General features: G+C 60.9%; 7 protein-coding genes and 1 pseudogene (1 of these 8 running past the window's edge). 2 read left to right on the top strand and 6 right to left on the bottom strand.

The features are described from left to right. The 5 genes and pseudogenes from tnpB to fnr all read right to left on the bottom strand — a co-directional run. Positions 1 to 63 carry part of the coding region annotated (gene tnpB / locus DBO86_RS27120) for an IS66 family insertion sequence element accessory protein TnpB (protein WP_146173231.1) on the bottom strand (this coding region is incomplete at its 3' end). Its footprint begins 82 nt before the window's first position, so 63 of the 145 annotated nt are shown. Positions 64 to 188: 125 nt separating this feature from the next. After that, a pseudogene (locus DBO86_RS24400) lies at positions 189 to 614 on the bottom strand (metal-dependent hydrolase); the annotation flags it as partial. Between the two features lie 205 nt (positions 615 to 819). Beyond that, positions 820 to 1,635 carry an ion transporter gene (locus tag DBO86_RS24395; RefSeq protein ID WP_108235115.1) on the bottom strand — a complete coding sequence of 272 codons (816 nt, stop codon included), beginning with the start codon at positions 1,633 to 1,635 and terminating at the stop codon, positions 820 to 822. A 73-nt stretch (positions 1,636 to 1,708) separates the two neighbouring features. Beyond that, complete coding sequence (locus DBO86_RS24390) at positions 1,709 to 2,257, bottom strand: adenine phosphoribosyltransferase (RefSeq protein ID WP_108235114.1); 549 nt, start codon at positions 2,255 to 2,257, stop codon at positions 1,709 to 1,711. Positions 2,258 to 2,300: 43 nt separating this feature from the next. After that, positions 2,301 to 3,035, bottom strand: a complete 735-nt coding sequence (gene fnr, locus DBO86_RS24385) for a fumarate/nitrate reduction transcriptional regulator Fnr (RefSeq protein WP_084341147.1) — start codon at positions 3,033 to 3,035, stop codon at positions 2,301 to 2,303. A 150-nt stretch (positions 3,036 to 3,185) separates the two neighbouring features. Here fnr and DBO86_RS24380 point away from each other — a divergent pair, with 150 nt between their 5' ends. Further along, positions 3,186 to 3,629: a hypothetical protein gene (locus DBO86_RS24380; protein ID WP_108235113.1), complete on the top strand. Its 444-nt coding sequence runs from the start codon at positions 3,186 to 3,188 to the stop codon at positions 3,627 to 3,629. A 34-nt stretch (positions 3,630 to 3,663) separates the two neighbouring features. Here the strand turns inward: DBO86_RS24380 and hemN are convergent, their stop codons facing one another. After that, positions 3,664 to 5,046, bottom strand: coding sequence for an oxygen-independent coproporphyrinogen III oxidase (gene hemN / locus DBO86_RS24375; protein ID WP_108235112.1), 1,383 nt, complete (start codon positions 5,044 to 5,046; stop codon positions 3,664 to 3,666). Positions 5,047 to 5,241: 195 nt separating this feature from the next. Here hemN and DBO86_RS26935 point away from each other — a divergent pair. Further along, positions 5,242 to 5,336: hypothetical protein (locus DBO86_RS26935; RefSeq protein ID WP_244185501.1), on the top strand; the 95-nt coding region annotated here is incomplete at its 3' end.

Raw genomic sequence — 5,336 nt, 5'->3', positions numbered from 1 at the left:
TTTGCGGAAGTCGACGGGCTTTGGGTAGAGATAGACCTTCTGCACTTTGGCGTCGGGACGCATCATGACGGAACTCCACGGGAAAATAGGGAGCCCAGCATCCGGGATACGGAGAGGTCAGTTGAAGATGGGGTCTATGGAACGCATACGTTCATCTGTGTGGTGAGATCCTCACGCTTGAGCAACTACTCGGCCATGGTCGCGGTGAAGTGTTTCAGGGCGCAGGTGGCTGCCAGGCGTTGCTTCTTGGTGCTGAAACGGCTGACCCATTCGAGCGGTACCTTGATGCGCAGCTCGAGGAGCTCCAGGTCGATACCGTGCTCATTGGCGTAGTCGTTGTAGGCCGCATGCTCCTTGGAGTGCATGGCCTCCTGACCGATGAAGGCGCTGATGTCCTTTTTCAGCTGCGGCTCGCTGACCTGGTCGCGTACGGCGCGCACGCTGTCGACGAAGAACTTCTCACCGTAGGGGAACAGCGACGACAGGTTGTTCATGAAATGGCTCATGAACGGGTCATCGTAGAACCAGTATTTCGGTGTCTCGCTGAAACTGAAGTCCATGCGACGCACCGGAAAGCTGGATTTCGGCTGGGGTAGGGTGGCACTGGCGCTCATCGTTCGGGTCCTCTGATGGGGGCGGGTGCTCCCGATTGGTTGGGCGGCTCCGGGCGACACGAGCGATCGTGTCATTGAGCGATGTAACTATCGGGCATGGGGGCGCTGAGCGCCGCCAACTTAAGGCGTGTCTGATAGGTAGGCGTAGGGGAGAGGGCGCGCAATCCACCGTGCCAGAGACGGCGGATTGCGTTGGTGGCGGGGTTTACGGCGTGTTACGGCGCAGGTCGGCCACTTCGCTGCGCAGTGCGCGCAGCTCGTCGAGAATTGCCTGTTCGCGAGCTGCTGCAGCTTGCTCCTCGGCATTTGGCTCGTGGGTGCTTTGCATCGCGTTGACGATAACGGCGATGAACAGGTTGAGCATCATGAATGTCGCGACGAGGATGTAGGGCACGAAGAACAGCCAGGCCAGCGGATGCTGTTCCATGATCGGACGCACGATGCCCATCGACCAGCTTTCCAGCGTCATCACCTGGAACAGGGTGTAGAGGCTGGCGCCGATGTTGCCGAACCATTCCGGGAAACTTTCACCGAACAGTTGGGTGGCCATTACCGCAGCGACGTAAAAAACCAGCCCCATCAGCATGACGATGCTGCCCATGCCTGGCAGCGAGGCGAGCAGTGCCTGCACCACCTTGCGCATGCTCGGGTTGATCGACACCAGGCGCAGTACCCGCAGTACGCGTAGAGCGCGCAGTACGGCGAAGGGGCCGCTGGCCGGTACCAGGGCGATGCCCACCACCAGGCAGTCGAACACCGCCCAGGGATCGCGCAGCAGACCGATGCCGCGCGCGGTGAAGCGCAGGGCCAGTTCGATGACGAAGCAGGCGAGGATCAGACTGTCGAGGATCAGCAGCGGCTTGCCCCAGTCAGCCATGATCGATGGCGAGGTCTGCAGGCCGAGAATGACCGCATTGATGATGATCAGCAGGGTAATCAGGCGCTGGACGGGCTTGCCGTCCATTAGGGCGCCCAGGCGCTGACGCCAGTCACTGGATGGATTCAATTGGAGTTCGTGCATGGGAGTCTGGCTATGGCTGTAGTGAGGCCTGGCAGGGCCCGCGTCGCAGTGGCCGGTCGGCGGGCGTGACGGCTTAGCGATCGTCGAGGGCGAAGGCAGTCAGGGTGAAGGTGGGAATGCCTGCGTCCTGCAGTTTCTGCGAGCCGCCCAGCTCCGGCAGGTCGATGATTGCGGCGGCCTCGAACACACTGGCGCGCATGCGTCGCACCAGGTTGGCGGCGGCGATCAGGGTGCCGCCGGTAGCGATCAGATCATCGAAGATCAACACCGAGTCGCCCTCGCACAGGCTGTCGCTGTGCACTTCGAGGAAGGCTTCGCCGTACTCGGTCTGGTAGCCCTCGCTGAGCACGTCCGCCGGCAGTTTGCCCTGTTTGCGAAACAGCACCAGCGGCTTGTTCAGTTCATAGGCGATGATCGAGCCGATGAGAAAGCCGCGCGCATCCATGGCGCCGATATGGCTGAATTCAGCCTCCACATAGCGCTGGATGAAACTGTCGGCGACCATGCGCAGGGCGCGCGGCGACTGGAACAGCGGGCTGATATCGCGAAACACCACGCCCGGTTTTGGGAAGTCTGCTACCGGGCGGATCAGGGTCTTGATACTGAATTCGTCAAAGATCATCGTGGGGTCCTAAAGGCGTTGAGCCCGCGAAAGTCGTGCGAACTCAAACGTCGAGATTGCCACCGGCCAATGCACACAACTCGATCGGGTCGAGGATGTGGACTTCCTTGCCTTCGGCTTCGAGCAGCTTGTTCTGTTGGAAGCGGGTAAATACGCGAGACACCGTCTCCACCGCAAGGCCCAAATAGTTACCAATTTCGTTACGCGACATGGCCAGGCGGAACTGGTTGGCCGAGAAGCCGCGGGCGCGGAAGCGGGCGGAGAGATTGACCAGGAAGGTGGCGATGCGTTCGTCCGCGGTCTTCTTCGACAGCAACAGCATCATCTGCTGATCGTCGCGGATCTCACGGCTCATGATGCGCATCAGTTGGCGGCGTAGCTGCGGCAGTTGCAGGGCCAGGTCGTCAAGGCGCTCGAAGGGAATCTCACAGACCGAGGTGGTTTCCAGTGCCTGCGCGGAAACCGGGTAGCGCTCGCCGTCGACCCCGGACAGGCCGACCAGCTCGCTGGGCAGGTGGAAGCCGGTTATCTGCTCTTCGCCGCCATCGCTCAGGCTGAAGGTTTTCAGCGCGCCTGAACGCACGGCGAATACGGAGCCGAAGGAATCACCCTGACGGAACAGGAATTCGCCTTTTTTCAGCGGTCGACCACGCTTGACGATGTCGTCGAGGGCGTCCATGTCTTCCATGTTCAGCGAGAGCGGCAGGCACAAGCTGGCCAGGCTGCAATCCTTGCAATGGGCTTGGTGCTGCGTACGCAGCTTGATGCTCTCGGACATCGTTCAGCTTCCTGATAGATACGCAATGGCGCTTAGGGTACAGCAGGGGCGGGTTTGCGACCAGCCATGCAAGCCTGACTGCTTGCTCAAGTTTGATCCCGGCCTGCCGATGTGACCCTGAGATGATAGATCAAGGCAGGGAGCAGGGTAATGCGCATCGCTTCGCTGGGTTCACTGAAGAATCTGGCTCAGGGTGTTCAACGACAGTTCAGCACGGCTGAACGAACTGCGCAGGAGCGTCGCGAAGGACTGCGCGTGAGCCTGTCCGAGCTGGGCAAGGGCATGTCGACCAGGTCTGAGAAGCATCAAGATATCGACGATAGCGACCTGCCTCAGGCGATCAGGGATCTGCTCAAGATAATCCGCGAGCTGCGTGCACAGATCGTCGAGAAACAGGCGCAGATCGAGGCCATCATGAGCGATCAGAGGCTTGACGCCGAGGGCAAGCGTCAGCAGTTGGAAGGGCTGCAGATCGAGCTGGCCTCGCTCAACAGTGCGCTGACTTCGGCCAACGCCCAGCTGATCAAGTTGATGCGTGACAATGGCCTTTCCAGCGAGCAGATGCAGGCTGCGAGCCTGCTGGCGATGAGTTGAGAAGCGCCCGTAACGGAACGGGCGCTTGCCCGGCTCAGATCACCCGCGAGAAGCGCTGGCGCACCTGATCGTTGAGATAACGATCGAACAGCATGCACAGCGAACGCACCAGTAGGCGCCCGGCCGGGCGCACTTCAATACCCTGAGCGTCGAGGCTGATCAGGCCGTCAGCCGCGAGTTGCTCCAGCTCCGGCCACAGGGCGCAGAAATAATCACGGAACACCACGCCATGCGTTTGCTCGATGTCGGCGAAACGCAGTTGGAAATGGCAGATCAGTTGCTGAATCACGGCGCGACGCAGGCGGTCGTCGGCATTGCAATGCAGGCCGCGGCGCGTCGCCAACTGGCCATTGCCCAGGGTCTGCTGGTAACTGGTGATACCGCTGTCGTTCTGGCTGTACAGGTCGCCGATCTGGCTGATGGCGGATACGCCCAGGCCGATCAGGTCGCAATGGCCGTGGGTGGTGTAGCCCTGGAAGTTGCGTTGCAGCGTGCCTTCTTCCTGAGCGATGGCCAGTTCATCGTCGGGCAGGGCGAAGTGGTCCATGCCGATGTAACGATAGCCGGCGCGGGTCAGCTGCTCGATGCTGGCCTGCAGCATGGCCAGCTTGTCCGCCGGGCTGGGCAGGTCATCGGCGCTGATGCGCCGTTGCGGCATGAAGCGCTCGGGCAGGTGCGCGTAGTTGAACAGCGACAGACGATCCGGCTGCAGGGCGATGATTTCGGCCACGGTGCGGGCGAAGCGCTCAGGTGTTTGCTTGGGCAAGCCGTAGATCAGGTCGATGTTTACCGAGCGAAACTGCAGGGTGCGCGCTGCCTCGACGATGGCGCGGGTTTCCTCCAGGGTTTGCAGGCGGTTGACCGCGCGTTGCACCTCGGGATCGAGATCCTGCACGCCCAGGCTGACACGGTTGAAGCCCAGTTCGCGCAGCAGGCCCATGGTCGACCAGTCGGCCTCGCGCGGATCGATCTCGATGCTGTAATCGCCGGAATCGTCATCCAGCAGGTTGAAGTGCTGGCGTAGGTGCTGCATCAGGCGGCGCAGCTCGTCATGGTTGAGGAAGGTTGGCGTGCCGCCACCGAAATGCAGTTGCTCGATTGGCTGGTTGCGATCGATGTAGCGGCTGATGATCTCGATTTCCCGCTCGAGCTTTTCCAGATAAGGCAAGGCGCGGCCACGATCCTTGGTGATGACCTTGTTGCAGGCACAGTAGTAGCAGATGTGCGCGCAGAACGGTACGTGCACGTACAGCGACAGCGGACGCCCGGCCTTGCGGCTGTCGCGCAACGCGTGCAGCAGATCGAACGGGCCGATGTCGTCGTGAAACTGTACGGCGGTCGGGTAGGAGGTGTAACGCGGACCGGCGAGATCGTAGCGGCGGATCAGGTCGGCATCCCACTGGATGGCGTCTTGCATGGGAAATAATCCTGGACAGGCTGTGCGGCCAGTCTAGGGATGCGCGTAGGGGGTGGCCTTGACCTGAATCAAGGGCACGTTGAGCACTGGAGGTGTTGTCGCGGCGTAGCCCAATGAGATGGACTCCTCCCTCCTACGGCGTCATTGCGCCAGACTGTAGGTTACGAAACAAACAATCCCGGAGGGGGAGCCCGCATGAAACTTAAACGCATAGGCGTGGATTTGGCAAAGCAGGTTTTTCAAGTTCATGGTGTCGACAGCCATGAGCAGGTCAAATGCCGCAAGCAACT

The sequence above is a fragment of the Ectopseudomonas oleovorans genome (assembly GCF_003052605.1).
Classification (GTDB): domain Bacteria; phylum Pseudomonadota; class Gammaproteobacteria; order Pseudomonadales; family Pseudomonadaceae; genus Aquipseudomonas; species Aquipseudomonas oleovorans_A.
This window is presented reverse-complemented; position numbering and strand designations above follow the sequence as displayed.